Raw genomic sequence first — 26540 nt, forward strand, 5'->3', positions numbered from 1 at the left:
ATCATCCAACCTATCACCTGCTTGGTTATGCCCTCGACCTATTAGTAACAGTCAGCTCCACATGTTACCATGCTTCCACCTCTGCCCTATCTACCTCGTCGTCTTCAAGGGGTCTTACTAGCTTTTGCTATGGGATATCTCTTCTTGAGGGGGGCTTCACGCTTAGATGCCTTCAGCGTTTATCCCTTCCCGGCTTGGCTACTCTGCTATGCCCTTGGCAGAACAACAGATTCACCAGCGGCCAGTCCATCCCGGTCCTCTCGTACTAAGGACAGCTCCTCTCAAATATCCTACGCCCACGCCGGATAGGGACCGAACTGTCTCACGACGTTCTGAACCCAGCTCGCGTACCGCTTTAATGGGCGAACAGCCCAACCCTTGGGACCTACTTCAGCCCCAGGATGCGATGAGCCGACATCGAGGTGCCAAACCACTCCGTCGATGTGAACTCTTGGGAGTGATAAGCCTGTTATCCCCAGGGTAGCTTTTATCCGTTGAGCGATGGCAATCCCACTTTATACCACCGGATCACTAAGTCCTACTTTCGTACCTGCTCCACCCGTCGGTGTCGCAGTCAAGCTCCCTTCTGCCTTTACACTCTCCGAATGGTTTCCGACCATTCTGAGGGAACCTTTGAGCGCCTCCGATACCCTTTCGGAGGCGACCGCCCCAGTCAAACTCCCCACCTGACATTGTCCCCCAGCCGGTTCACGGCTGCTGGTTAGAAACCCAATACTGCAAGGGTGGTATCCCAACAGCGACTCCATGGTAACTGGCGTTACCATTTCCTTGTCTCCCACCTATCCTGTACATGCAATACCGAATCCCAGTATCAAGCTGGAGTAAAGCTCCATGGGGTCTTTCCGTCCTGGCGCAGGTAACCAGCATCTTCACTGGTATTTCAATTTCACCGGGTGCATTGTTGAGACAGTGCCCAAATCATTACGCCTTTCGTGCGGGTCGGAACTTACCCGACAAGGAATTTCGCTACCTTAGGACCGTTATAGTTACGGCCGCCGTTTACTGGGGCTTAAGTTCAAAGCTTCGTGTTGCCACTAACCTCTCCCCTTAACCTTCCAGCACCGGGCAGGCGTCAGCCCATATACCTCACCTTTCGGTTTTGCATAGACCTGTGTTTTTGCTAAACAGTTGCTTGGGCCAATTCTCTGCGGCCAGTCTTACCTGGCACTCCTTCTCCCGAAGTTACGGAGTCATTTTGCCGAGTTCCTTAACAATGCTTCTCCCGTCGGCCTTAGGATTCTCTCCTCATCCACCTGTGTCGGTTTACGGTACGGGTATCTTACAAACAATAGCGGCTTTTCTTGGCAGCTAGCTCACACGCTTCGCTACTCTTAGTTCGCTCCACTTCACGTCTTCGGATTGTGCACCGGATTTGCCTTATGCACTCCTACCTCGCTTGTACCGGGCTTTCCATTCCCGGCTCGTGCTCTCTCTCTGCGTCCCCACAGTTCTGTTATAAGATAGTACAGGAATTTCAACCTGTTGTCCATCGGCTACGTCTTTCGACCTCACCTTAGGCCCCGACTTACCCAGAGCAGATCAGCTTTACTCTGGAAACCTTAGATATTCGGCCGGAAGGATTCTCACCTTCCTCTCGCTACTCATTCCGGCATTCTCTCTTCTTAACAATCCACTGCTCCTTCCGGTACAGCTTCTTCTCGTTAAGAATGCTCCTCTACCAATATACATTCATATATTCCTAAGCTTCGGTAGTGTGTTTTAGCCCCGGACATTTTCGGCGCAGGACCTCTCGACTAGTGAGCTATTACGCACTCTTTTAATGTATGGCTGCTTCTAAGCCAACATCCTAGTTGTCTTTGAAATCCCACATCCTTTTCCACTTAACACACATTTTGGGACCTTAGCTGCAGGTCTGGGCTCTTTCCCTTTCGACCACCCAACTTATCTCGGATAGTCTGACTCCCATGCACCATCTACACGGCATTCGGAGTTTGATATCCCTTGGTAAGCTTTGACGCCCCCTTAGGAATTCAGTGCTCTACCTCCGTAAGACTTGCATGAGGCTAGCCCTAAAGCTATTTCGAGGAGAACCAGCTATCTCCGGGTTCGATTGGAATTTCTCCCCTATCCACACCTCATCCCCACCCTTTTCAACGGATGTGGGTTCGGTCCTCCATTGCCTTTTACGGCAACTTCAACCTGGACATGGATAGATCACCCGGTTTCGGGTCTGCTCCGTCTGACTTAACCGCCCTTTTCAGACTTGGTTTCCCTTCGGCTCCACACCTTTTAGTGCTTAACCTCGCCAGACGACGCAACTCGCCGGACCGTTCTACAAAAAGTACGCGGTTGCGCATTTAAAGCGCTTCCACAGCTTGTAAACATATGGTTTCAGGTTCTCTTTCACTCCCCTCCCGGGGTCCTTTTCACCTTTCCTTCACAGTACTATGCGCTATCGGTCACTAAGGAGTATTTAGCCTTACGGGGTGGTCCCCGCATATTCAGTCAAGGTTTCTCGTGTCTCGACCTACTCTGGATTCCGCCTTGTCATCTTAAGTTTCGCTTACGGGGCTTTCACCCTCTCTGGCTGGCTTTCCCAAAACCATTCTGCTACTCTTGATGAATCAATTATGCGGTCCGAACCCCAGGATGCACGCACCCTGGTTTGGGCTCTTCCGATTTCGCTCGCCGCTACTTTCGGAATCACTGTTGTTTTCTCTTCCTCCGGCTACTTAGATGTTTCAGTTCACCGGGTTCCCTTCCTTACCCTATGGATTCACGTAAGGATACTTGAGGTTTTCTCAAGTGGGTTCCCCCATTCGGATATCTCCGGATCGATGGGTATTTGCCCCTCCCCGAAGCTTTTCGCAGCTTATCACGTCCTTCATCGGCTCTTAGTGCCTAGGCATCCACCATACGCTCTTATTAGCATAACCAACTGACTCCCATTCACGGGAATGAATGGTCATCCACACGTGTATAGCGTTACACGCGTTGGTTCTAGGTCAATTTAGTTTTCCGTCTGTTTTCTTCAGACTCTGGTAATGTTCTCTTACATTTACCTCGGATGTCTTTTCGATATTTCTATCTCTTTCTTCTTTTATATGCAGTTTTCAAGGTACATTTAGATGTGTGACAAACCCTTAGGTTTTAAACCTTCACATCTTATCAGCTGACTGATTTTTTATCAGTCATTAGAAACCAGAACCTTTTCTGCTCTCTAATCACTGGTAAAAAACCTTCGTGACAGTTTCTTTATCTATTTAAACAGCACTTCCCTGCTGATTGGGTTGGCTTTGATAAGTTGTTGCTTATCCTTGCCTGTATCTATGCTTAAAGACTTCACGTGTTCTTTTCACGTATGCGTCCGGTTATTTCTTCAGAATCCCTATTTCCTTTGGTTTCTGAAGTTTCCTTTGCTTTGTCTTTTTTCTTTTTTAAATTTGGCGGCCACCTACTCTCCCACACCGTCTCCAGTGCAGTACCATCGGCCGTCTGCGGCTTAACCATCGTGTTCGGGATGGGTACGGGTGTTTCCCACAAACGCATCGCCACCAAAAAATCTTAAGTTCTTGGTGAGGTCTTTTCGAGCTTAGAACTAGGCTTGTTCTCCGCGCTTCCCTCTCCTTGAACCCTCAACAATAGACAACTGCTCCTTCATCGCTTTGCTATGCTCTGCGATGTGCCTTCTCACTAACCTCGCCTTCCGGCTCGCTAAGTGTTCTGTGCATACTTCTTCTTCCTTAGAAAGGAGGTGATCCAGCCGCACCTTCCGATACGGCTACCTTGTTACGACTTCACCCCAGTTATCCGTCCCGCCTTCGGCAGCTCCCTCCTTTCGGTTGGGTCACTGACTTCGGGCGTTACTGACTCCCATGGTGTGACGGGCGGTGTGTACAAGACCCGGGAACGTATTCACCGCGACATTCTGATTCGCGATTACTAGCGATTCCAGCTTCATGTAGTCGAGTTGCAGACTACAATCCGAACTGAGACGTTATTTTTGGGATTTGCTCCACTTCACAGTCTCGCCTCCCTTTGTTTACGCCATTGTAGCACGTGTGTAGCCCTGCCCATAAGGGGCATGATGATTTGACGTCATCCCCACCTTCCTCCAGGTTATCCCTGGCAGTCTCTCTAGAGTCCCCAGCTTTACCTGCTGGCTACTAAAGATAAGGGTTGCGCTCGTTGCGGGACTTAACCCAACATCTCACGACACGAGCTGACGACAACCATGCACCACCTGTCTCGAATGTCCCGAAGGAAAAACGACATTACTCGCTCGTCATTCGGATGTCAAGGGCAGGTAAGGTTCTTCGCGTTGCTTCGAATTAAACCACATGCTCCACCGCTTGTGCGGGTCCCCGTCAATTCCTTTGAGTTTCATTCTTGCGAACGTACTCCCCAGGTGGACTACTTATTGCGTTGGCTGCGGCACCGAATGGCTTTGCCACCCGACACCTAGTAGTCATCGTTTACGGCGTGGACTACCAGGGTATCTAATCCTGTTTGCTCCCCACGCTTTCGAGCCTCAACGTCAGTCACTGTCCAGTAAGCCGCCTTCGCCACTGGTGTTCCTCCTAATATCTACGCATTTCACCGCTACACTAGGAATTCCACTTACCTCTCCAGCACTCTAGATTAACAGTTTCCAAAGCAGTCCCGGGGTTGAGCCCCGGGCTTTCACTCCAGACTTGCTTATCCGTCTACGCTCCCTTTACACCCAGTAAATCCGGATAACGCTTGCACCATACGTATTACCGCGGCTGCTGGCACGTATTTAGCCGGTGCTTCTTAGTCAGGTACCGTCATTTTCTTCCCTGCTGATAGAGCTTTACATACCGAAATACTTCTTCGCTCACGCGGCGTCGCTGCATCAGGGTTTCCCCCATTGTGCAATATTCCCCACTGCTGCCTCCCGTAGGAGTTTGGGCCGTGTCTCAGTCCCAATGTGGCCGGTCACCCTCTCAGGTCGGCTACTGATCGTTGCCTTGGTGAGCCCTTACCTCACCAACTAGCTAATCAGACGCGGGTCCATCTCATACCACCTCAGTTTTTCACACTTGACCATGCGGTCCTGTGCGCTTATGCGGTATTAGCAGTCATTTCTAACTGTTATCCCCCTGTATGAGGCAGGTTACCCACGCGTTACTCACCCGTCCGCCGCTAAGTCACTTCGCTCTTCCTCCCGAAAGATTCATAGCAATGTGCTTCGCTCGACTTGCATGTGTTAGGCACGCCGCCAGCGTTCATCCTGAGCCAGGATCAAACTCTCGCATGTAGAACTTAGGCTTTGTCTTTAAAAGCCTTATGTTCGTTTGCGCTCCCCATGCTCTTAGCGAGGTCCCTCACGAGCTTAGTGCTGTGGGAGCCTCCTCTTTCTCATGGAAAACATTTGTCCAGTTCAGAATTAACCTCTAGCTAATTCTTATCCTTTTACTGTTCTTGGTTCGTCTGTATTCCATACAGACCGTTCGAAAATTTCTCTCTTAGAATTTTCAAGGATTGTTGTCTATTGTTCAGTTCTCAAGGTGCTTTACTTTGCTAACCTCACGGGTCAGCCTAAATATAATATCATTTATTTCTATTTTTTGTCAAGACTTTTTTTGATTTTTCTTGAACTTTTTTACAATACTTCTTTTGGATACTATATTTAGTGTTTTTCTGACATTATCTACACAACTCTATAGTTGAAACACAAAAACTACTGGATTCACCAGTAGTTTCTGGATAATGTCAAACGGAGAAAGAGGGATTTGAACCCTCGCGCCGGTTTCCCGACCTACACCCTTAGCAGGGGCGCCTCTTCAGCCTCTTGAGTATTTCTCCTGATTCTGAAAACCAACTGCAAAATGAACTATTTTACAGCACACATATTTTCTGCGATAACGCAAGAATTATTATACTAAAGTGAATTTGCAATGTCAACGGTAAAATAAAAGTTTTTCCGATATTTTGACCAATCCTACAGACTTTTTCAAATACTGAATTCTGTCTGTTCTGTATAACAGAATTGCTCTGATACTATTATCTGGATATTCATACAGTGACAGAGCTTTCATTTTCATCAATTGTTTTTTGTATCTTATCATGTACTAGTGCTGCTATTTCTGTTGTTTTCATCTCTTTATAGTCTTCATATTCTATTGGCTTTAAAAAATGCACCTGAACTGTTACCGGAGCAATTGTATTTCTATCAAAAGGCTGAAAGGAATCAATCAGAGCAACCGGAACAATCGGACATTTTGCACGTGTTGCTGCTTTAAAGCTTCCTCCTTTGAAATCGCCGATACGATTTCCACATTTCGATCTTGTTCCTTCTGCAAATATCAAATAATTTCTACCTTTTTTCACTTCATCCGATACGTCAAGAATCACTTTCATTGCCTGACGCACATCTTCTCTATCCAGCATATATGCTTTCATACAGGCAAATACCTGTTTTAAAAACTGGATATTTTTTATCTCTTTTTTAGCTACAACAGAAAATGGAACCGGGCACGCTTCTAATACTGCAAGAACATCGTATAGTCCCTGATGATTCGGGTAAAACATAAAACCATTCTGGGAAGGAATATTTTCTGCTCCATGCACATCAATATACACATTTCCTCCTCTGTTTGCATGTATCACAATCCATTTTAAAAAAGCATATTGATTTTCTTCTGTATATTTTTCTGTATGTGCCGCCCTGTAACAAAGGCGTATCCACATATATGGCACTAATAAAATATTTCGAAATACCATTAGTAAAATACGTTTCATTTTTTCATATCCTTCCTCTATATGCTTTGTACTGGCTTTAGCACATTTTAATAAGAAACCATATGCAGATGCTTAAACACATATCTGCTCCCTGCTCTGCTTTATAGTTTTTCTAAAGTGTAGGCTGCTTACTTTTCCAGGCAATACTCCCGAATCGCTGTTTCATAGAGATTTTGTCCCTTTGAATCTATTACAACAATAGCAGGAAAGTTTTCAACTTCAAGTCTGCGTATTGCTTCTGTTCCAAGATCCTCATATGCGATGACCTCTGACTTTTTAATACATTTCGAAAGCAGCGCTCCTGCTCCTCCTACTGCCGCGAAATAAACTGCTCCATTCCTGATAATTGCATCTACCACCGACGGACTCCTTTTTCCCTTTCCAATCATCGCTCCAAGCCCTAAATCTAAAAGCTGTGGTGTATACTTGTCCATGCGGCTTGCCGTAGTGGGACCCGCCGAGCCAATTGGATAATCTTTGCGGGCAGGTGAGGGCCCCATATAGTAGATTACCTGTTCCTTTAGATTTATTGGAAGTTCGCCGCCCTTCTGTAATATTTCATACATTCTTTTATGTGCAGCATCTCTTGCGGTATAGATGATACCTGTAATATACACATAGTCCCCCGCCCTTAATATCTTAGCGTCCTCTTTTGCAATCGGTACTTTTATATGTCTGTCCACCGCGACAACCTCCTCTTTTTAAGCCCCAGTTTTTAGCCGATATAAATGTTTTTGAATCCCCCACCTGAACAGCTCTTATTTTACAGGTTGATTTAAAATATTTATACCGGCTACTAAAATAATACTTTTTTAATTGTTATCCAATTTATCTTCCTTTACAGAATTTAATATCTATTTCTACTGTGTATATTACCTAAACATAAATAAATCACTCTTTTATAATACTCTTGTTATATGACGATTTACATGACAACAGATATTAATTCCCACAGGCAGGCCCGCTATATGAGTAGGGTATGTATTTACATGAACCGCCAATGCTGTTACAGTACCTCCCAGTCCCCCCGGGCCGATCCCAAGCTGATTGATTTTTTCTAAAAGTTCTTCTTCTAATTCTGCAGCCCATGAAATTTCTGAATGCTTTCCTGTTTCGCGGGTCAATGCTTCTTTGGCCATAAGAGCGCATTTTTCAAATGTGCCTCCTATTCCAACCCCTACTACTATAGGCGGACAAGCATTAGGCCCCGCATCTTTTACTGCTGTCAGCACCGCCTGCTTTACACCTTCTATTCCCTCTGCTGGTTTTAGCATAAATACGCGGCTCATATTTTCACTCCCAAAGCCTTTGGGTGCAACCTTTATTTTTATCTTATCTCCAGTTACAATCCTTATATGAAGAACTGCCGGCGTATTATCTCCCGTATTTTTTCTTAGGATAGGATCTCCAACTACTGATTTTCTTAAAAATCCTTCCTCGTATCCTCGGCGCACACCTTCATTTACAGCCTCTTCCAGACTGCCGCCTGTAAAATGTACGTCCTGCCCTATTTCGAGAAAAATCACTGCCATTCCTGTGTCCTGACAGATTGGTATCATATCTTCTGCCGCTATATGAAGATTTTCCTGAAGCTGACTTAAAATCTGGCGGCCGAGGACAGACTTTTCCTTTTTCTCTGCACCTTTCATAGCGGCTGTCATATCAGAAGAAAGAAAATGATTCACCTCTATACACATCTCTTTTATATTTTCTGTTATTTCATTTACATTTACTGTCCGAATCATAATGATGTCTGTCCCTCTTTTTTCCTATTTATAATATATTACAGAAGAATTTTTACTTCTCTGTTTGTCCGGTGATACTGGTGATAACGTACCCCCGCCGCATCCATCATCCTTTTAGATGCTATCACACTCGGGGTATCCGCATACTTGTCACAATCATATATCACTTCTTTAATGCCCGCCTGGATAATGGCTTTCGCGCATTCATTGCAAGGAAACAATGAGACATACAGCTTTGCTCCGACAAGACTCCCGCCGCTGTAATTTAAAATCGCATTTAATTCGCTGTGAGTAGAATACACATATTTTGTCTCAAGGGGATCTTCCCCCTCACGCGCCCATGGGAATTCATCATCTGAACATCCAATCGGAAAACCATTATAACCCATAGACAAAATTTTATTGTCCTTGCTCACAATGCAGCATCCTACCTGCGTATTCGGATCCTTTGAACGCATGCCTGCCAGCATTGCAACTCCCATAAAATATTCGTCCCACGATAAATAATCTTTTCTCTTTTCAGACATTCGAATTCCCTCCTGTATTTTACTTTGTTCCGAATATCCGGTCTCCGGCATCGCCCAGTCCCGGAACAATATAAGCGTGTTCATTTAACCGTTCATCCAATGCACCGATATACAAATCTACATCCGGATGCTCTTCCTGCATTTTCTTAACGCCTTCCGGTGCCGCAATGATACACATAAAGCGAATGTGCTTTACCCCTTTTTCTTTTAGCATATGAATTGCAGCCGTACTAGACCCCCCTGTCGCCAACATTGGGTCTACCACAAATACTTCTCGTTCCTCACAATCTGCCGGAAGCTTACAATAATATTCAACCGGCTGAAATGTCTCCGGATCTCTGTACAATCCGATATGTCCCACCTTTGCAGTCGGAATGAGGGAAAGCATTCCGTCCACCATTCCCAGGCCTGCCCTAAGAATCGGTACAACCGCTAATTTTTTTCCTGTCAATTCTTTTCCCCATGTTTCTGCAATCGGTGTTTTAATTTTAATATCCTTCAGCTTTAGATCCCGCGTTGCCTCATAACACATTAAACCTGCAATCTCACCAATTACTTCTCTGAACTCTTTTGTACCTACATCCTCCCGTCTGATATAGCTGATTTTGTGCTGAATCAACGGGTGCTCCATCACGTGAATCTCTGCCATCATTCTCCTCCTTTAGTATATGAATTTAATTTATTTGTCAACTTTTCTATTAACTTTGTCAAAATTTCATAACACTCACCGTAGGCAGTCAACGGCTGTCCGTATGGATTCGGAATGTCTCCTTCCACCTCCGTAAATTCATTGAGTGTATACACATTTTTTGTATTTTGATATTCAGATAAAATCTTTTTCTTCAGTCCCTCATCAATTGCCAGAACCAAAGTATCTTCTTGTAAATCTTCTTCTTTTAATTGACTAGAAAAATGTTTCTCAAGGCTTAATTGTCCACTCTTCATAATTGCTTCTATTTTCTGGTTTACTGGTTCCGGAAAGAGTACAATCAGTCCCCTGGAGTCAATCACATATTCTTGTTCCAATTCCTGTGCCCGAAGCAGTTCAGCCGCCATAGGCCCCCGACTTGTATCTGTACTGCTTACAAATAAAATCCGACGGTATTTCTGTTCTTTCACTATCGCAGCAGCAGATAAACGAAGATGACCTGCCGCCTTTTCCAGGCGATTCATAATCGCTTTCCCGATTCCCTGCATCGCAAAAGACTCACTATATATTGCATCCACATTTTCCTCGTCAAATTCTCTTAGAATACGATATAAATTTTTTGCAATTGTTTTTTCATTCTCTCTTGTCCCTATATTCTTAACAAGCCCATACCGATAAAACTGATTTGTTTCATTCGTAGCAATAATCCCAACGGATTTCCCTTTTTTGTATCCCTCATATGCCAACTGACGAATCGCCAGGATTTCTTCCCTTAAGTCTCCTTCTACGATCATCAGCCTTGCTTTTGGAGCATAATGCCTGTACTTCATTCCCGGCGCCTTCGGAGGCTGACTGCTCTCGCTGCCTAAAAGTGTTTCATCTACACTCACTGTTCCAATTATTTCCTCAAACATATCAGCCGTAATTGCCCCTGGACGCAGAATCATAGGCGGAGTTACTGTCATATCCAGTATCGTGGATTCAAGCCCTATATCCACACTTCCGCCGTCTAGTATCATATCTATTTTTCCATTCAGATCCTCTTCTACATGCGCTGCAGTCGTCGGGCTTGGACGCCCTGAGGTATTTGCACTTGGAGCAGAAACAAACCCTCCTGCCGCTTTAATAAGCTGCATAGCAACCGGATCGCTCGGCATCCGAACAGCAACTGTGTTAAGCCCGCCTGTTGTTCCATAGGGAACTGCTGCACTTTTTTCAAATATCATCGTAAGCGGCCCTGGCCAAAAATGCTGCATCAATGCTTCTGTCTCTGGAGGAATATGAACTGCAATTTTCTTTAAGTCCTCTCTATCCGCAATGTGAACGATCAGAGGATTATCGGATGGACGCCCCTTTGCTGCATACGTCTTTTTTGCAGCCTCCTCGTCCAATGCATTTGCACCAAGCCCGTATACTGTCTCTGTAGGAAACGCAACAAGCCCGCCTTGTTTCAATATTTCTCCCGCTTCCTGTATAATAGATTTCTCTATATTATTTTTATCTACTTTTCTTATTTTTGTCCTCATACGCTTCATTATACCATTATTTGTATTAAAAAAAAACTCCTTTATCTGCTTTCTAAGTATTCCATGACTCCATCTGCAATCGCTTCTGCAAGCTCCTTCTGGTATTCTTCTGTGACTAATTTTTCCGCCTCTTCGTAATTGCTTAAAAATCCGCACTCCATAATGACAACTGGCACTTCTGTTTTCTTTAAAAGATAATATGTATCGTTCGCCTTTGCTTCCCTGCTTCCTTCGGTATCTGCTGTTTTTATTGCTTTCTGGATGATTTCGGCTGCCGTTTTCGCCTCTTTTGAATGTGTAAAATAAAATGCCTGCGCTCCATGCACAGATGCTTCGTGGTAACTATTCTGATGAATGCTGACTGTTAGATCCGGAGAATTTTCATTGATGAGCTTCACCCTTTCCTTCAAATCACCCGATTGAGAATTTACCAGGCGTTCACCGTCTTCCCTTGTCATAAGCACTTGTACATCCCTTTTTTCCAAGTATTCCTTCAAATAAATTGCAATGCTCAAATTAACATCTTTTTCCAATGCATCATTTACCCCTATTTTGCCGGGATCCTGTCCGCCATGCCCGGCATCAACAATAACCAAAGGCTTCTCTCTTTTATCTACCTTCTGCGCCGTAGTTTCCATACTCTTATTCATATGACGATACAGATATTCTCCACCCGCCCGACATGCTGCTATCACACATAGCAGCAATGCGATTGCCCCTACAATTTTTATTTTCTGCTGCAAAAAAACATCCTCCTTTCCATATATTGTAATATATGCGAAAGAAGGATGTCCCTTTCACCGACTTCTTAAATCTAATTTACATACTGGAGAATCAAATCCCAAACACTTGCATTTTCCCAGCCGAGCTTCCATTCAGCTACACCTGCCAATTTATTCTGCTTAATCAGCTTTAGTTTTTCTTCAATAGATGTGCTGTCCTCAAGCCATATCTTATAAACGCCTTCATCTGTCTCCCACTGGGCATAATTCTGTTTTGCCGTATCGTCCCATTCTGCCTGGGCACCCACAGACTGAAGCATATCTGCTGCTTCATCCATTCCAAGTGCTGAACTAGTCACTTTATTTGGATAATTTGCTGCTTCCGTACCTTCGTCCTGAGCAAGCTCTTCCTCCGTCTTTGGAGACTCCAGCCACAGCCTTGTATAGAATGGAATACCAGCAATTAATTTCGTATTTGGCACTTTCTTCAATGCGTCTTCAATCCCTGTTTTTACATATTCATAAGACGACACTGAGCCCGCCTCATAGGAACCTTCTGTATGCTCGTCATAGGCCATAATAATTACATAGTCAGCCATTATTCCCTGTTCTTCCAGGTCATAATGTTCATTATAAGGCTGTGGCACATAATTATCTACAGAAAAAACAAGGCCATTTTGCCGGCATTTTACCGATAATTCTCTTACGAACTGAATATAATGTTCTCCACACTCATTTGAAATCAGTTCAAAGTCCAGATTAATTCCGTCTACACCCGACTGTAACGCCGCGGCAATAACCTGATTGATAACATTTGCTCTCTTTGACGTATAACTTAATACCTGGTATGTTTCATCATAAGAGTTAATTCCTCCATGAAAATCTCTAAGCACAGCCCACACCTCTAGCTTAGACTGGTGCGCATAATTCACATACTCAGAATTCGCTATAGATGAAATATTTCCTTCGGTATCTGCAAGATTAAACCATGTCGGAGCGATTGTTGTAAGCCCTTTTGTCCCTGCTATTGTCTCAAGAACATAATTATTTGCATCTTCATTTTCCACATTATGCCATGCCATATTTATAGTATGGTTTTCTGAAATATTTGTATATACGGGCTCCTCAAATTCATTAGAAAGAGTTTCTGTTTTCTCATCTTTCAGAGAACTCGTCTTTACATAGCCAATAAACCCATCGTTGGTAGCGACTTTTTGCCAGTCATTCTCATCTTCAAGAACTGTCACCTTATCCGATTTCTCTACTTCAGTCAAAATCGGACTTTTGACTCCTCCCTGATAACGTACCTCTGTATCTCTTTTTAGTTTGGCTGTCTGAACCTTGCCCCATTCACTTGTAATTACTGCTCGATCCGGCTGTTCATAAACAGAGTATGTCATATTTGTGTAGTGCTGTATAAACGGTAAAGCTATATATGCTGTCTTACCCTCTGTTTTCAATATCACATATTCTTCGCTTTTAGTCTCATTAATCTCTGTATATTCTTTGCTTCCTACTTCAACTGTTACATTTCCGTTCGGAAGTGTATAAAGAAGAACGTTTTCATTAGAATCCCAGTAAATTCTCTTATTGATCCTATCTCTGACTACCGAGTATTCTACATAAGGAGTTCCATCAAACATCTTTCCCGGCGGAACCGCCTCTGTATCCTCCGTGCTGCGAACTACCTGATTATTTACTATAACTGCAATATCATCTTCATTCACTAACCCATAATATTGATTCAAATCGGCTTTCTCACTTGATGAACCGTATCTTTTCCAAAATATAAATCCTGCAATAACTGCAATAATCACTATAATAAGAAGAAATGTCCTTATTATCATATTTCTTCTTCTACGCCTTGCACGGCTACTTCTGCGCCTTGATCTTTGAATGCTTGGATGTTCGGATGTTCTTTCCGTCTCCGGCCGTCTCCCCGTTCTGCGGGTACTGCTGCCCGGGCTTCTTCTCTGCCTTCCCTGCTGTCTCGCCCTGCGGGTATCTGCACCCCTTCTTTCTCTTTCGTCCATGCCGCACCTCCTAGTCAGGCCTTAGTATTCCATGTCTTACTATTTAAACACAGATTTGCGTATATTATACCATATTTTTTATATACGTCATCAATATTTTGCTATTTTTTACGACATTTTAAACGGTTTTGCCGAATATACATCAATTATTTTGTCCTGCATGTAAAGGGGTATTCCATGCCTATTTGTTTCCACTAATATTGATAAAAGCTAAAGATTCTATGTTTCCTTCTGGATTCAGTACATAATCCCGCATATAGCTTCCTTCTTCCTTCAGCATACATGCTGTCACAATTTGCATTGGGCTTGCTTTGCAGTCCTCCATAAAAATGTTTACTCCGTTTTTCTCATAATTTTCCAACTCTGCAAATAATTCTCTATAAGCTGCTTCGTCCCTACTCATGGTCTCCTCCTCTCCCTGGCGATTCTGGTAAACATGTAAAATCTGCCAATCAAACCATACAGAGGTATTCGTGACATACTGCCGGTTTTATGACAATCTGGAAGATAGTATGAATCACAGTGGATAACATCATTGTCGTGTGCTGATTTTGTCCTGACACAGGACTTAAGATTTTGAATTCTGATTTCCTTATCCGGAAACCAGTTCATACTGTACCGAGAAATTTAGAAAAGTAAATTGTATTCCTCCTTCCGTATAAACTCATATTTACCAAGGAATACTATCTTCTGTAACTGCCATTATAGATACTAAACTTTGTGTTTGCAATGTGTTTTTTGTTTATAAGTCAGGCTATTTTGTTGATAACCTAAATCTTGAGTTTATTTCGCTTTACATATTTTTGTTTTTTGTTTATACTAATAGTGAGAAGATATACTATTTGATATATCAATTCATAAGGATGTGATCATATGAAAATCGAAAAACTGAATGAGAATCAAATTCGTTGTACTTTGACACATGCTGATTTGGCAGCACGTCATCTGAAATTAAGCGAACTCGCATATGGCACAGAGAAAGCAAAATCTTTATTTCGTGATATGATGCAGCAGGCTTCCTTTGACTTTGGTTTCGAAGCAGAGGATATTCCGTTGATGATTGAAGCAATTCCTGCTTCTTCTGACTCCATTGTATTGATTATAACAAAGGTGGAGGATCCGGAAGAATTAGATACAAGATTTTCTAAATTTACGTCATCTGGTGATACGGAATCTATGAATTCCGAAACACTGGATAAATTAGAAGGTGCAGAAGAATTTCTCAACCTTTTAAATAAAGTAAAGGAGGCTGCATCAAGTACAGAATCCGAAACAAAAGACAATGACAGTACATCTATTCCTTTTACGGTACGCTTGTTTTCTTTTGAAACGATTGACTCTGTAATCCAGGCAGCGCATCTGATAGCACCGGTATATCAAGGTTCCAACACTTTGTACCATGATACAGAAAATAATATGTATATACTGGCACTTGCACAGTCGGAACATACTGGTAATGAATTTAATAAGATTTGTAATATGCTTTCCGAATATGGATCACCTGAAAAAGGGTCCGCCGCAATCCTCGCATTCTTAGAGGAGCACTGCGAGATTTTTATATCAGCTGATGCAGTACAAAAATTATCTGTACTATAATTTACATTTTTATCTTTCTAAAGCAGATAGTACGTGATTCAAAAAATACCGCCCGGATTAAATCCAGGCGGTATTTTTCATTTCTGTATTCTTTATTTTCCTGCTGCCTGCATCGCTGCATTAATCTTTTCTACAAGCAGGTCGCTGTCTATCCCATGAACCATTGCCGCTTCCTCTAAGGATTCCATCTGTGCAGAAGGGCATCCCAGACAGTGCATTCCAATTTCCATAAGAATCGGAGCTGCTTCCGGATAAACATTTAGCAATTCCCCAATTGTTGTATTTTTAGAAATCTGTGACATTTCTATTTCCTCCTTTTTATATTCAGTGTTTTTAATTATAATCCCTTACTTCCAAATAATCAACCGTCAGAAAAATAAATTAATTTTCTCACTTTTTTAGACTACTTAAAAGTCAAGATTTTTTCTGCTTTTTTTCGACAAATTCCTAATTTCATAACAACTCACCAAAACACGCGTTCTTTTTTTACAGTGAGTAATTCACCAAAAACACATGTTTTTATGTGGATAATGTGGATAACTTTTCAAAAATCTAATGTTTTCCACGTTTTTTTCTAGATTGAGTGTGGATAAGTTGAAAACTTCTTTTTTACCATCTTCGACTCTTTTTTACAATTTCATACAAATTTGTGCATTTTGTATATTGTTATTATTTTCCATATAACTTCTACGATTCTCTTTTTTTTGCTATTTTTTCATTTTAACGACAGCAAAAAACGCACTGCCTTTTTACTGAAAAAAACTGTACTTCTTTTTCATTTTTGAAGTACAGTTTTTATCCAAATCCGTAGTTTACAAAACCCTTCTTATTGTAATAATGTTTGTATATGTCGCACTGCAGATTCCTATACCATCCGCTTCGTTCATTGCATTGACAATATTTCCATCTCCCATATACAAACCGACATGTCCATCGTATAATACCAGGTCTCCCGGAAGTGCTTCTTCATAGCTTACTGGATACCCTACCGTTTCCATATCCCATGTTGTCCGCGGTAAATTAATTCCAAAATGAGCATATACAGATTGTACAAACCCTGAACAGTCTGCTCCTTCTGTCAGACTTGTTCCTCCCCATACATACGGGTTTCCAATAAACTGGCAGGCATAATCAATAACTGCTTGTCCTGTGGCTGACTGTGTTTGTACAATAGCTGCTTCCTGAGCTTGCATTGCCTCTGCGTCCTGCTGTGCTTTATTTTCTTCGGCTATGCGCTCCTCCTCTGCCTCTCTGGTTTCTCCATACGAATACGTCGTCTCTACTGTGATATAGTCTCCGCTGACCCATCCGGAAATATCACCTATTTCTACCGGATACCATCCTTCAACAGGTTCGCCTGTAATCATATATTCTTCATTTTGTTCTACCTGTGTCAGTATATTTGCCTGTGTTCCTTGTCCGTCGCGTACATTAAGCACATACGCTTCTACCTTCATCTTTTCCTTTTCAAATTCTCTCGCATGTGTCTCTGCGTCCTCCCCTGTGTAAAGAGAAGCTGCCGGAACATAGCCTTCTGCGTCTCCGGATTTTATCTTTGCCCAGTCACCTTGAAATTCCAATACTTCTGCAGCGGAATCACTATATAATTTTCCAACCCAGTCACTGGTTTCATCTGGGGCAGTTCTAATGTAGGTATAATCACCTACATTAGAAAATGCCATATTTGAATACTCACCCTCTGCTGTTGGTACTAAATACAGATTTAGATTTTCTTTTACTTCTGTTTCGTAACATTCTGTCAGTACCGATTCGATTCCTGCAACCGGCAAAACGGATTTTTCTTCTGTCTTTTGTTCCGCAGCTTTTACCGTAATTGCGCTCCCCGGAATCATAACTACTCCTGCCAGAGCAGAAATAATTATCTTTTGCCTTATGTGTGTCATCTTCATATAAAACCTCCTTGATTTTCAGTCTTTATCTTTTGTAGGAAGTTCTAAATGTTACACATTTGTTAAATTTGTTACGTTGCCATTATAGCAATCCCTACTATGACTGTCAACCAATTTTATAGTAATTTAATATACATACATCGACACTTTATACTTTTAATTTATAATAAAAAACAATTTATGCAATTATTTATTAACTATTTTGTAACAATTTGTCTGAATTATTCCTTCTATAATATATATTTATAAAGATTTTAAATTGTAACAGTTCAACCATACAGTATGCGGGAAGCATAAAATATGCTTGCATGGTTTTGCGAGTGTACATCTGTATGGTTAAACTGTTACTTTAAATTTTTTTTAATTTTTCTATTGACTTTTATCTTTTTTTGTATTATATTCTAATCACAGTAATCGTTACTGTTATTGTTTTGATATGAAAGGAGGATTCCATTGACAACTTTAAAATATAGTCGGCAACGAGAATCCATCAAAAATTATCTGGCAACAACAAAAGAGCATCCAACTGCCGATACCGTTTATCTTCAGATGAAGAAAGAATTTCCAAATATCAGTCTGGGAACTGTTTACAGAAATTTAAATCTTCTTACGGAAATTGGGGAGGCAATTAAAATCCCTACACCCAACGGCGGTGACAGATTTGATGGAAGGGTCGAACCACACAATCATTTTCTTTGTACTAAGTGCGGACGGTTGCTGGATTTAGAGCTTGACATGAAAAATATAGAAGAAGTCAATCAAATGGCCGGAACGAATTTTGACGGCATTATTCAGTCCAGTTCTATACTCTTTTACGGTGAATGCGGTGACTGCATTAAAAAGTCATAAAATATATAATTTAAGAAAAGGAGATAAAAGCTATGAAAAAATTTGTTTGTACAGTATGTGGTTATGTTTATGAAGGAGAGGCTGCACCGGCTGAATGTCCAGTCTGTCATGCACCGGCTGAAAAATTTAAAGAACAGACAGGTGACAGAGAATGGGCAGCTGAGCACGTAGTTGGAGTTGCTCAGGGTGTAAGTGAGGACATTTTGGCTGATTTAAGAGCAAACTTTGAAGGAGAATGTTCTGAAGTAGGAATGTATCTTGCAATGGCGAGAGTTGCTCACAGAGAAGGTTATCCGGAAATCGGATTATATTGGGAAAAGGCAGCTTATGAAGAGGCAGAGCATGCCGCTAAATTTGCTGAATTGTTAGGTGAAGTTGTAACAGACAGCACAAAGAAGAATCTTGAAATGAGAGTAGATGCTGAAAATGGTGCAACAGCTGGAAAATTTGATCTCGCAAAACGTGCAAAAGCAGCTAACCTGGATGCAATCCATGATACAGTTCACGAAATGGCAAGAGATGAAGCACGTCATGGAAAAGCATTCGAAGGACTTTTGAAGAGATACTTTGGTTAATTATAAAATATAAAAAAAGAAGCTGTCTGCACTTCTATGGCAGACAGCTTCTCTTTATCTAAAACAGTTGTTTTTACAAAATAAACATTTTATAATATAGGAATAAAGTCCCATTATAATAAAAAGGAGGATACGATATGTCAAAGTACGCAGGAACAAAAACAGAGCAAAACCTTATGGATGCATTTTCAGGGGAATCCCAGGCACGCAACAAATATACTTTTTATGCATCTGCTGCGAGAAAAGCAGGATATGTACAGATGGCTAATATCTTTGAGGAAACTGCTTCACAAGAAAAGGAACATGCCAAAATGTGGTTTAAAGAGTTCCATGGAATCGGCAGTGTAGAAGAAAATCTAGAAGATGCCGCAGCAGGTGAAAATTATGAGTGGACAGATATGTATAAACGCATGGCAGAAGAAGCTGAAGCTGAAGGCTTTCCGGAACTGGCTGCCAAATTCCGCGGTGTTGCAAAAGTAGAAGCTTCCCACGAAGCACGTTACAACAGATTGTTAGAACACTTCCGTTCTGGAGAAACATTTAAAGGCGAGGCGCCTCTTGGATGGAAATGTGGAAACTGTGGATTTATCTATGAAGGAGAAGAAGCTCCTGAAGTCTGTCCAGTCTGCGCACATCCAAAGGCTTACTTTGAAAGAAAGGCTGAAAATTATTAGAAATCCTGAAGTTTCTATTATTATACTATCTTCTATATTATAGCTGCGGATATATAAATATGTCCGCAGCTTATTTTAGTTCACCGATCTATTCCCCAAAAACATTCCTTGTAAAATGCAATCCCTTTTTCATATGTCATACTAGCTGGGGACACCTGCGTTGCAAAAGCTGGTAAAGATATATCTGCCCATTTTTCTGCTCCTTCTAAATATTCTGATTCATTTATTCCCATTTCTTTAAACGTCAATGGCAAACCAAAGCTTTTGATAAAATCAAACAAATAATTTTGTAATGCCAACAAAAGTTCTGAATCTGTACCTTTATATCCCAATCTTCTGGCAATTTTACTGTATGAAGAATGTGGTCCTACATATTTTAGTGAATATGGCAGCATTAAACCACAAATATTTCCATGGGATATAGAAAATGCCGGTCCGGGGTGATCGTATGAATGGACGATCCCAGTACAAGAATTCGTAATAGCCACTCCTGCAATAGAAGCAGCGATATGTAAGTTTTCTTTTGCCTGCTTTTTTTCTTCCACTGTAGTAAATTTTGATACAGCAACTGGCAAAGATTCTAAGATATCTAAAGCAGCTTCAATAGAATAAGCTCTTGTTATAGCCGTAGAATTTAAAGCAGTACTTGATTCAATCGCGTGAGCTAAGGCATCTAGAGCAGTAGAAATAGTTAAGGGAACCGGTAAGGAATCTGTCAGATCAGCATCCAACACCGCGTAATGCGGTATCAAAGTGTTATCTAATAGTAATTTTTTAGTTTTTGACACAGAATCAATAAAAACTGCTGCCGATGTAGTTTCCGAACCTGTACCACTAGTAGTAGGAACAGATATATGTACCGCTTTTTTCCCTAGTTTTGGTAATTTATATGGTATTGTCGCCTCTGTAAAAGTCAAATTCGGATTTTCATAAAATAAATGAATTGCCTTAGCAGAATCAAGAACACTTCCTCCGCCTACTGCCAAAATCATATCGGGTTGAAATTCATTTACTTTATCCATACATGCAAAGATATCTTCTATATAAGGTTCATTTCTTATCTGTGCTAAATACATCACGTCAGCGCCAGTAGAAGTCGCTGCATTTTCAATCTTTGTTCTCACTTCATCATTATAGCTACGTCCTCCTCTGATAATACCAATCTTTTTTTTACCCAATGAAGCAAAAAATTCAATAGAGCCGCGCCCGGTAATAAATGTAGGGGCATATAATTGATAGTTATTCATAAATAATCATCCTTTCCCAATTAGTTTAAACTAAAATAGCATTTCTATTGGATACTTTCAATTGACAATAGAGATAAAAATTTTTCTCAAATTTTGTATATATTACATATGTAATTTATATATAACATATGTAATATATACAAAAAATTACGGTAAATTATATACAAAATACCCAAAATTTTCAAAGAATATATTATAATTATTGACAATTTTTCTTACATAACATAAAATTTAACCATTACATTTGATATGTATATATTACATTTGTAACTTAGGAGGTAAAAATTATGAACACAACAGCAAGAATGAATCACATTATTCAACCAGACGGAAAAACTTTTATTTTAGCAATGGATCATGCGGCAAACTTTAACACTTTGCCAGCGCTAAAAAACCCTAAGAAATTAGTTAAAGATATTGCAGCGGCAGGCGCCGATGCCTTTCTTTCTACTGTAGGCATGGCAGAATTCTTAACAGATTCTTTTTTAGGGAAAGGGATTATTGTAAGAATCGATGGCGGAGTTTCTTTTTTGGGAGCTCGTTCAAAGGCAATGCAGATAACTGTGAACGCTGAAGACATTTCACGAATGGGAGCAGATGCAGTAATTACGATGAGTTTTCCAGGTTCTAGTTTTGAAAATGAATATCTGAGCAATCTGACAAGAGTTGCAATGGATTGCCATAAATGGGGAATTCCTGTATTAGCAGAGGCCTTACCCAGAGGCTTTGAGCCTGCTGATGATGCAAGAACTCCAGAAAATCTTACATTTGCATGCAGACAAAGTGTGGAATTAGGTGCAGACTTTGTAAAAACAAATTACACAGGCGATCAAGACTCATTCGCAAAACTTTGTGAAGCAACCTACAAACCTGTTGTAATTCTTGGCGGTGCAAAAAAGGTTCCGGTGGAACATCTATTACAGGAAATTAAAGACGCGCTGGAGGCCGGTGGTGCAGGGGTTGCAATGGGAAGAAATATCTGGGGACACGAAGATCCTGTAAGATATACAGCAGCCATTGCAAAATTAATTCATGAAAACTGTAGTATTGAGGCTGCTATGAAGGAAATGGGCATAAAAGTAGGAGTTTAGTTTATAGAGTCACTGGTCAGGAGGTTTTATGTATGAAAACATATAAAGTTGCAGTTATAGAGGATGTCAAAAAAATTGTATTCAAGGAGGTGAGAAAAAGAGAACCCGAAGACAGACAGGTATTAGTTAAAGTTGATTCCTGCGCGATCTGTACATTGGAGCAAAGAGTTTACAATGGCGTGATGAACAGATATCCATTTGCAGGCGGCCATGAAGCCGCCGGAACAGTAGAAGCGATTGGTAAAAAAGTAAAAGGTGTCCAAGTTGGAGATAAGGTAGCCGTACGTTTATTAAACTCATGCGGAGAATGTTATTACTGCAGAAATGGACATGAAAATCAGTGTACAACATCTTTCATTGCTGAAACACAGGAATGTGCAATGGGACCCGGAGGTTTCGCCGAGTATATGATGATGGATGCATCAGATGTCTATAAAATGGATCCCAAAATTGATTTGACGCATGCTGCGCTGTCAGAGCCATTGGCATGTTGTGTCCACAGTATTGAAAATGGCCAGATTGGACTAGGTGATGATGTAGTTGTAATCGGCGTTGGAATCATGGGAGCTTTACATATACAATTAGCTAAACTAAAGGGCGCGAGAGTAATCGCATGCGAATTAGACGATACCCGGCTGGAAATTGCAAAGAAGATGGGTGCAGACATCCTTATAAATTCCGGTAAATCTGATCCTGTTAAGGAAATCCAGAAAATAACAGAAGGACGGGGAGCAGATGCAGTATTTTGTACAGTGCCTGTGGCAGCATTGGCTAAGCAGGCTGTAGACATGAGTGGAAAATTAGGAAGAGTTGTATTCTATACATCATTCCATCCCGACAATCCCATTGAAGTTAGTCCAAATAAAGTTCATTCTACAGAACAGATAATTACTGGAACCGTAAATCCTATGAAAAAAGATTTCCTAATTGCAACACGTTTATTATCTGGAAAATTGATAGATGTATCTGCTCTGATTTCAGACTGTATACCGTTGGAAAACATTGAAAAGGCTATGGAAAAGGCCATAAGACCTGATACATATCGCATAATTGTAAGACCATAATTTAAAAAGTAAAAGGCAGGGAGATGGAAAGGAAATTAAATCTGCCAAAATTTCATCCTTTTCTTTCTCCTCGCCCTTCATCCAAAGCGATTGTAACATGTTCTCTTTAAAAATACAAATAAAGATTCTTTAATTTTAGTAGAAAGGAGAAAGTTACGAAATATATGTATATTCGTAATAGAATACAATATGGAAAATAATAAGGGAGGTTCATTAAATCTTTTAGCAGCTGTTACTATGATTGCCGGAGGTATGATCGGCAGCGCAATCTTTTCACTCTCAGGTTTAACAATGTATAGCGCCGGGCCAGCAGCTATTCTTTCATGGGTTATTGCAGCGTTGATTATGTTGTGCTATGGACTCGTCTGCGCGGAATTAGCTACCAGATTTCCAAAATCAGGCGGTGTATTCGTTTTTCCTACTAAAGCTCTTGGAAAAACAGAAAAACAAGGCAGATTTTGGGGCTGGATATCTGTATGGGGATATTTTAACGCTAATATTGTCGCAGTAGCATTTGCAGCTATTTATGTAGGAACATATCTTAGCGTCGGCTTTCCAGTTTTTGAAGGAATGCAGATTCCTCTGGCAGTAGGCTCCGTTATTTTAGTGTATTTAATGAATATTATGAAGATGTCCTCACTAGGGAAATTAAATAATATATTAGTAGCAGGTATCGTTATAACAATGCTTATATATATTGTAACTTCTGTTGTAACAGGCGCATTTGAGACGTCTAATTTAATTCCATTTTTCTCACAGGGAGCAGGCGGTAATCTAGGATTTATTTCGGTAGTACCTACTGCAATGACAGGGTATGGTTCGATTGTAGCAGTTTCTTTTATGGTACAAGAAGTAAAAAATCCAAATAGAAATGTTCCGCGGGCCGTATTAATTGCCATGACAATTGTATGTCTACTGTATTTGGGTATGATTGTAGCAACATTAGGAATGATTTCAGCTGATTTCCTGGCTGATAATCCGGGAATGCGCTATATACCTATGTACGCGGCAGCATTTACAAAATTAGCCTCTGTACCATGGATGTCAAAAGTTATCTCTATTTCTGCCTTACTGGCACTGATAACTACTATGTTAGTCGTAATGTCATTGACAGCCCGAGCAATGAAAGCTGTCAGCGATACTAAATTACTTCCGGAAGCTTTTGGTAAAATAAGTTCTAACGGAATCCCTGTTTTCGCTACATCAGTCGTAGCAATTCTTGCGGCAATTATATCTTTCTTCCCTGACTTCACAGAATTGTTAGTTAATTTAGGAGCTCTATTTGCTGTCATGGTAACTGTCATGACAAATATCTCTTTGATCGCTGCCCAGAAAAAATTTCCACTGCCGGAAGGAGCATTCAAAGCCCCTCTGGGTAAAGCGTTGCCATGGATTTCGTTAGTTCTCACATTTATATGTAATATATCTGCCATCATATCAGGAAATATATTGGTATATGCATTCACTCTTGGCTGGTATGTAATAGGAATTATTTACTATAAAATCAGAGTTCGGAAAATTGACAACTAATTTGTCTTCGGAGGATAATCATGGAAGTTTATAAATCAATTATGAAAATGAATAAAACTTGTGTTGCTTTTGGAGAATTTGACTGTATCCACAAAGGACACAAAGCAGTTGTAGAAACCGTTGTCCATACTGCAAAGGATAATACTTTGAAATCTGTAATTGTCAGTATACCAGAAGACGGTGCGGTATTTACTACAGAAGAAGAAAAAGAATATTTATTAAAAGATGCAGATATTGATTATCTTTTTACATACACAGAAAAAACAGAGCATTTTGTAGAAGAGATTATCATTAAAAAATTAGGCGCCAGGATCATAGTCGTTGGAGAAAATCATGCAAATCTGGAACAATTAAAAAAGACTGCTGCAGAATATGAAGTAAGCGTTATTCTGGTTAAAGATGTCAAAGAGAATGATATAAGTATTCATAAATCACTTATTAAAAAGGCATTTGAAGATTGTGACTATGAAAAAATGACAAGCCTTCTTGGGCATCCGTATATTATGTTAGGAAAAGTCGTGCATGGCAAAGCATTAGGCCGGACAGTCGGTATGCCGACCGCAAATCTCCAAGTACCGGACAAGAAGATCAAACCATTAGACGGCGTTTATTGCACAAGAATTATTTTGGATAATGAACTGTTCTTAGCCATGACAAATATAGGAAAACGTCCCTCTGTCGATACCTTTGATTATGTAACGATTGAAGCATTTATTTTAGATTTTTCCAGAGATATATATGGAAAACAATTAGTTCTGGAAGTGCATAAATTTATTCGCGGCGTTATAAAATTCGATAATTTAGAACAAGTACAGGCACAAGTACAAAAAGATATTACAGAAGTTCGGAATTTACTTGATAAGATCAGTTAAAGGATAATCATATCATTAACAATCATAAAAGCAGCCATAAGTGTAATATGTGAGCATATCAATGAACACTTTTGTCTGCTTTTATTTCTCTCAAATTAGAAATATAGTTTTAAATTGATATTGCTTTAAATTTTTCTTTATTATAAAATAAAAGTTAATATATATTAATAAATTGAGTCGGAAGTGTTTAAAATGTCATTTCAAAATTTATCGCCGGATACTATAAATGAATATAGACGTGCTGCGTATTATTACTATAAAAATCATCTAACACAAGAAGAAATCGCAAAGCGAATGAATATGTCACGTCAAAGAGTAAATCGAATCCTTTCAGCATGTATTAAAAACGGGATTGTAAGAATAAGCATTGAAGGGATAGAAAATTGCAATCTGAACTTAGAGTCAGAGCTCGAAAAAAAATATGGACTTAAAGAAGTCTGCGTTATTGAAAATGAAAATAAAGAAGAATTAAATCACAATCTTGGAATCCAGGCTGTTCATTATCTGCGTAGAAATATAAAATCTAACGATATCATTGGTATTGCTCGAGGACATGCAGTATCGGCGGTAGTAGATAATATGCCGCATATTACTACTGTAGACAATATTATTGTAACTCAGTTAACCGGAAGTATTAAAGAAAAAAATTCAAAACTGGGTGTTGATAAGTTAGTATATCAATTAGCTGATAAGCTACAAGCAAGGGAAGAATTATTATATTTTCCACTTATTGTGGGATCTGCAAAGCTAAAATATGCACTTATGCAGGATGCGGTATGTAAAAATACTTATTCAATCATGCGAAATTCTAATATTGCGATTGTAGGGATCGGTGTTGCTCAGAAACAATGGAAGCACATGGTTAATTTATATGATAAGGAAGATTTTTGTCATAAACAGTGGGCTGATTCAGTAGTGGGTGAAGTGTGCACACATTTTTATGACCGTAATGGAAATATGGTAGAACCTCCCTTTAGAGACAGAATGTTGACTCTTTCTCTAGAAGATTATAAAAATATACCAATACGTCTTGGAATAGCCGGTGGTTTAGAAAAATACACTGCTATTAAAGGGGCTGTTTTAGGCAAATATATTAATGTACTCATAACAGAAAAAAGCGTAGCCGAAAAATTACTAGAAGATTAAATATCTATAAATATAAATTGTCTATAAATAATCGGGC

General features: G+C 40.4%; 21 protein-coding genes, 1 tRNA gene and 3 rRNA genes. 9 read left to right on the forward strand and 16 right to left on the reverse strand.

Annotation, left to right across the window (positions count from 1 at the left end):
- Positions 1-21: 21 nt before the first annotated feature.
- From ACZ5C4_RS00005 to ACZ5C4_RS00065, 13 genes are all read right to left on the reverse strand, one after another.
- Positions 22-2918, reverse strand: a 23S ribosomal RNA gene (locus ACZ5C4_RS00005).
- A gap of 505 nt (positions 2919-3423) precedes the next feature.
- Positions 3424-3541 (reverse strand): 5S ribosomal RNA (rrf, locus tag ACZ5C4_RS00010).
- Positions 3542-3729: 188 nt separating this feature from the next.
- A 16S ribosomal RNA gene (locus tag ACZ5C4_RS00015) occupies positions 3730-5263 on the reverse strand.
- The 16S, 23S and 5S rRNA genes sit together here with 1 tRNA gene alongside, the layout of an rRNA operon.
- A 460-nt stretch (positions 5264-5723) precedes the next feature.
- Positions 5724-5811: transfer RNA gene (locus ACZ5C4_RS00020), tRNA-Ser, on the reverse strand.
- A 210-nt stretch (positions 5812-6021) separates the two neighbouring features.
- Positions 6022-6747: a lysophospholipid acyltransferase family protein gene (locus ACZ5C4_RS00025; protein WP_464519256.1), complete on the reverse strand. Its 726-nt coding sequence runs from the start codon at positions 6745-6747 to the stop codon at positions 6022-6024.
- A 128-nt stretch (positions 6748-6875) separates the two neighbouring features.
- A complete protein-coding gene (locus tag ACZ5C4_RS00030; RefSeq protein WP_464519257.1) occupies positions 6876-7430 on the reverse strand; it encodes a Fe-S-containing hydro-lyase in 555 nt (184 codons plus the stop codon).
- Between the two features lie 216 nt (positions 7431-7646).
- Positions 7647-8492, reverse strand: a complete 846-nt coding sequence (locus ACZ5C4_RS00035; protein ID WP_464519258.1) for a fumarate hydratase — start codon at positions 8490-8492, stop codon at positions 7647-7649.
- Between the two features lie 38 nt (positions 8493-8530).
- On the reverse strand, positions 8531-9019 hold the full coding sequence (locus tag ACZ5C4_RS00040) for a deoxycytidylate deaminase (RefSeq protein WP_464519259.1): 489 nt from the start codon (positions 9017-9019) through the stop codon (positions 8531-8533).
- Positions 9020-9038: 19 nt separating this feature from the next.
- Positions 9039-9668: a uracil phosphoribosyltransferase gene (gene upp, locus ACZ5C4_RS00045; protein ID WP_464519260.1), complete on the reverse strand. Its 630-nt coding sequence runs from the start codon at positions 9666-9668 to the stop codon at positions 9039-9041.
- Positions 9668-11194, reverse strand: a complete 1527-nt coding sequence (locus ACZ5C4_RS00050; RefSeq protein WP_464519261.1) for an L-threonylcarbamoyladenylate synthase — start codon at positions 11192-11194, stop codon at positions 9668-9670. The genes upp and ACZ5C4_RS00050 overlap by 1 nt, the downstream gene beginning before the upstream one ends.
- A gap of 41 nt (positions 11195-11235) precedes the next feature.
- Complete coding sequence (locus ACZ5C4_RS00055; RefSeq protein WP_464519262.1) at positions 11236-11937, reverse strand: N-acetylmuramoyl-L-alanine amidase family protein; 702 nt, start codon at positions 11935-11937, stop codon at positions 11236-11238.
- Between the two features lie 71 nt (positions 11938-12008).
- Entirely contained in the window at positions 12009-13949 is a 1941-nt protein-coding gene (locus ACZ5C4_RS00060; RefSeq protein ID WP_464519263.1) for a glycosyl hydrolase family 18 protein, read from the reverse strand.
- A 181-nt stretch (positions 13950-14130) separates the two neighbouring features.
- Positions 14131-14352, reverse strand: a complete 222-nt coding sequence (locus tag ACZ5C4_RS00065) for a hypothetical protein (protein WP_186875833.1) — start codon at positions 14350-14352, stop codon at positions 14131-14133.
- Between the two features lie 470 nt (positions 14353-14822).
- Here ACZ5C4_RS00065 and ACZ5C4_RS00070 point away from each other — a divergent pair, with 470 nt between their 5' ends.
- Positions 14823-15545, forward strand: coding sequence for an adaptor protein MecA (locus tag ACZ5C4_RS00070; RefSeq protein WP_464519264.1), 723 nt, complete (start codon positions 14823-14825; stop codon positions 15543-15545).
- Between the two features lie 92 nt (positions 15546-15637).
- Here the strand turns inward: ACZ5C4_RS00070 and ACZ5C4_RS00075 are convergent, their stop codons facing one another.
- Together ACZ5C4_RS00075 and ACZ5C4_RS00080 are read right to left on the reverse strand one after the other, a co-directional pair.
- On the reverse strand, positions 15638-15847 hold the full coding sequence (locus ACZ5C4_RS00075; RefSeq protein ID WP_186875835.1) for a DUF1858 domain-containing protein: 210 nt from the start codon (positions 15845-15847) through the stop codon (positions 15638-15640).
- Between the two features lie 510 nt (positions 15848-16357).
- Positions 16358-17455, reverse strand: a complete 1098-nt coding sequence (locus tag ACZ5C4_RS00080) for a C40 family peptidase (RefSeq protein WP_464519265.1) — start codon at positions 17453-17455, stop codon at positions 16358-16360.
- A gap of 453 nt (positions 17456-17908) precedes the next feature.
- Here ACZ5C4_RS00080 and ACZ5C4_RS00085 point away from each other — a divergent pair, with 453 nt between their 5' ends.
- From ACZ5C4_RS00085 to rbr, 3 genes are all read left to right on the forward strand, one after another.
- Positions 17909-18304 carry a Fur family transcriptional regulator gene (locus tag ACZ5C4_RS00085; protein ID WP_464519266.1) on the forward strand — a complete coding sequence of 132 codons (396 nt, stop codon included), beginning with the start codon at positions 17909-17911 and terminating at the stop codon, positions 18302-18304.
- Between the two features lie 32 nt (positions 18305-18336).
- Positions 18337-18879 (forward strand): NADH peroxidase, encoded by a 543-nt coding sequence (locus ACZ5C4_RS00090; protein ID WP_070088086.1) that lies wholly within the window; start codon positions 18337-18339, stop codon positions 18877-18879.
- A gap of 137 nt (positions 18880-19016) precedes the next feature.
- The gene (gene rbr / locus ACZ5C4_RS00095; RefSeq protein WP_464519267.1) at positions 19017-19553 is read left to right on the forward strand and encodes a rubrerythrin; all 537 of its coding nucleotides are present in this window, start codon (positions 19017-19019) and stop codon (positions 19551-19553) included.
- A gap of 80 nt (positions 19554-19633) precedes the next feature.
- Here rbr and ACZ5C4_RS00100 read toward each other — a convergent pair whose 3' ends face one another.
- Positions 19634-20800 carry an iron-containing alcohol dehydrogenase gene (locus ACZ5C4_RS00100; RefSeq protein WP_464519268.1) on the reverse strand — a complete coding sequence of 389 codons (1167 nt, stop codon included), beginning with the start codon at positions 20798-20800 and terminating at the stop codon, positions 19634-19636.
- Between the two features lie 287 nt (positions 20801-21087).
- Between ACZ5C4_RS00100 and ACZ5C4_RS00105 the strand changes: the two genes are divergently transcribed.
- The 5 genes from ACZ5C4_RS00105 (at position 21088) to ACZ5C4_RS00125 (ending at position 26503) form a co-directional block, all read left to right on the forward strand.
- On the forward strand, positions 21088-21891 hold the full coding sequence (locus ACZ5C4_RS00105; RefSeq protein ID WP_464519269.1) for a class I fructose-bisphosphate aldolase: 804 nt from the start codon (positions 21088-21090) through the stop codon (positions 21889-21891).
- Between the two features lie 32 nt (positions 21892-21923).
- A complete protein-coding gene (locus tag ACZ5C4_RS00110) occupies positions 21924-22955 on the forward strand; it encodes a zinc-dependent alcohol dehydrogenase (protein ID WP_464519270.1) in 1032 nt (343 codons plus the stop codon).
- Between the two features lie 189 nt (positions 22956-23144).
- Positions 23145-24485, forward strand: a complete 1341-nt coding sequence (locus tag ACZ5C4_RS00115; RefSeq protein ID WP_464519271.1) for an APC family permease — start codon at positions 23145-23147, stop codon at positions 24483-24485.
- A 20-nt stretch (positions 24486-24505) separates the two neighbouring features.
- The gene (locus tag ACZ5C4_RS00120; RefSeq protein ID WP_464519272.1) at positions 24506-25357 is read left to right on the forward strand and encodes a riboflavin kinase; all 852 of its coding nucleotides are present in this window, start codon (positions 24506-24508) and stop codon (positions 25355-25357) included.
- Positions 25358-25549: 192 nt separating this feature from the next.
- Positions 25550-26503: a sugar-binding transcriptional regulator gene (locus ACZ5C4_RS00125; protein ID WP_464519273.1), complete on the forward strand. Its 954-nt coding sequence runs from the start codon at positions 25550-25552 to the stop codon at positions 26501-26503.
- The last annotated feature ends 37 nt before the right edge of the window (positions 26504-26540 follow it).

Source organism: Mediterraneibacter flintii (assembly GCF_055387595.1).

What these genes read in the sequence shown, in the direction of transcription:
- ACZ5C4_RS00025 (WP_464519256.1), bottom strand. Translation starts at nt 6,747, where the DNA reads ATGAAACGTATTTTACTAATGGTATTTCGAAATATTTTATTAGTGCCA.
- ACZ5C4_RS00035 (WP_464519258.1), bottom strand. Translation starts at nt 8,492, where the DNA reads ATGATTCGGACAGTAAATGTAAATGAAATAACAGAAAATATAAAAGAG.
- ACZ5C4_RS00040 (WP_464519259.1), bottom strand. Translation starts at nt 9,019, where the DNA reads ATGTCTGAAAAGAGAAAAGATTATTTATCGTGGGACGAATATTTTATG.
- upp (WP_464519260.1), bottom strand. Translation starts at nt 9,668, where the DNA reads ATGGCAGAGATTCACGTGATGGAGCACCCGTTGATTCAGCACAAAATC.
- ACZ5C4_RS00050 (WP_464519261.1), bottom strand. Translation starts at nt 11,194, where the DNA reads ATGAGGACAAAAATAAGAAAAGTAGATAAAAATAATATAGAGAAATCT.
- ACZ5C4_RS00060 (WP_464519263.1), bottom strand. Translation starts at nt 13,949, where the DNA reads ATGGACGAAAGAGAAAGAAGGGGTGCAGATACCCGCAGGGCGAGACAG.
- ACZ5C4_RS00065 (WP_186875833.1), bottom strand. Translation starts at nt 14,352, where the DNA reads ATGAGTAGGGACGAAGCAGCTTATAGAGAATTATTTGCAGAGTTGGAA.
- ACZ5C4_RS00070 (WP_464519264.1), top strand. Translation starts at nt 14,823, where the DNA reads ATGAAAATCGAAAAACTGAATGAGAATCAAATTCGTTGTACTTTGACA.
- ACZ5C4_RS00075 (WP_186875835.1), bottom strand. Translation starts at nt 15,847, where the DNA reads ATGTCACAGATTTCTAAAAATACAACAATTGGGGAATTGCTAAATGTT.
- ACZ5C4_RS00080 (WP_464519265.1), bottom strand. Translation starts at nt 17,455, where the DNA reads ATGAAGATGACACACATAAGGCAAAAGATAATTATTTCTGCTCTGGCA.
- ACZ5C4_RS00090 (WP_070088086.1), top strand. Translation starts at nt 18,337, where the DNA reads ATGAAAAAATTTGTTTGTACAGTATGTGGTTATGTTTATGAAGGAGAG.
- rbr (WP_464519267.1), top strand. Translation starts at nt 19,017, where the DNA reads ATGTCAAAGTACGCAGGAACAAAAACAGAGCAAAACCTTATGGATGCA.
- ACZ5C4_RS00100 (WP_464519268.1), bottom strand. Translation starts at nt 20,800, where the DNA reads ATGAATAACTATCAATTATATGCCCCTACATTTATTACCGGGCGCGGC.
- ACZ5C4_RS00105 (WP_464519269.1), top strand. Translation starts at nt 21,088, where the DNA reads ATGAACACAACAGCAAGAATGAATCACATTATTCAACCAGACGGAAAA.
- ACZ5C4_RS00110 (WP_464519270.1), top strand. Translation starts at nt 21,924, where the DNA reads ATGAAAACATATAAAGTTGCAGTTATAGAGGATGTCAAAAAAATTGTA.
- ACZ5C4_RS00115 (WP_464519271.1), top strand. Translation starts at nt 23,145, where the DNA reads ATGGAAAATAATAAGGGAGGTTCATTAAATCTTTTAGCAGCTGTTACT.
- ACZ5C4_RS00120 (WP_464519272.1), top strand. Translation starts at nt 24,506, where the DNA reads ATGGAAGTTTATAAATCAATTATGAAAATGAATAAAACTTGTGTTGCT.
- ACZ5C4_RS00125 (WP_464519273.1), top strand. Translation starts at nt 25,550, where the DNA reads ATGTCATTTCAAAATTTATCGCCGGATACTATAAATGAATATAGACGT.